We start from the raw sequence: 1,210 nt of genomic DNA on the forward strand, positions 1-1,210 counted from the left end.
CCTAAATCTGCACCAAAACCTGCTTCTGTAACAACATAATTCGATAGAGAAAGTCCCATTTTTGTAGCTATTATGGTGTTTGTACCTTGAGCTATATTAGCAAAAGGTCCGCCATGAATTATTGCAGGATTTTCTTCTAAAGTTTGTACCAGGTTTGGTTTAATCGCATCTTTTAGTAAGATAGCCATGGCATTTTCTGCTTTTAAATCTCTAGCAAAAACAGGTTTTTTATCAAAAGTAAAACCTACTAAAATATTTCCTAAACGTTCTTTTAAATTTTCTAAATCAGATGCCATACAAAGTATTGCCATTACTTCTGATGCTGGTGTAATGTTAAAACCATCTTGTCTTGGTACACCATTTGCAGTTCCACCTAAACCAATAGCAATATCTCTTAAAGAACGGTCATTCATGTCAATTACTCGTTTCCATAAAACCGTTCTTGCATCGATATTTAAGTTATTTGTTTTGCTCTGTAAATTATTATCAATTAAAGCAGATAGCAAATTATTAGCTTTTTCTACAGCATTAAAATCACCTGTAAAATGCAAATTAATATCTTCCATCGGTACTACTTGAGAATAGCCACCACCAGCAGCACCTCCTTTGATACCAAAAACTGGCCCTAAAGATGGTTCTCTCAAAACCACAGTTGCTTGTTTGCCTATTTTATTTAAACCTTCTGTTAAACCAATAGAAACTGTTGTTTTACCTTCGCCAACAGGAGTTGGTGTTAATGCAGTAACCAAAACCAAATTATTGTTTGCTATTTTTGCATCATCAATTAGAGATAAAGGTAATTTTGCTTTGTATTTGCCATACATTTCTAAATCATCTTCAGTTACTTTTAATTTTTTAGCAACCTCTTTAATATGTATTAATTCTTTAGACTGTGCTATAGAAATATCTGATTTATGTTTCATTTTTTCTTTTTAAAAAATAATATTCTCAGTAAATAAATATAAACATTTTTAAGACTTCTTTATATTTTTATCTTAAATGATTATAAAATTACGAATTACACAATAATACTTGCCTTTTATTCAATTTAATAACTTTCTAAATTCCTAGATTTAAAAAGCAATCTTTTTTATATATTTGACGCATGAAAACAAAATGGTACATAAGTACTTTATTTTTAATTTTTATTCTTTTTGGTGCGTTTCATGAGCAGGTTTCTATACCTAATCAAGAAATTGTATTAGAATTT

The 1,210-nt window shown here is 29.5% G+C and carries 1 protein-coding gene; it reads right to left on the reverse strand.

Annotation, left to right across the window (positions count from 1 at the left end; translation table 11 throughout):
* Positions 1–923 (reverse strand): formate--tetrahydrofolate ligase (locus ACTG3S_RS14515; RefSeq protein WP_439130044.1); only part of this gene is annotated, 923 nt, incomplete at its 3' end.
* Positions 924–1,210 lie beyond the last annotated feature (287 nt).

It is taken from the genome of Polaribacter sp. (genome assembly GCF_965656025.1).
Taxonomy (GTDB): Bacteria; Bacteroidota; Bacteroidia; order Flavobacteriales; family Flavobacteriaceae; genus Polaribacter.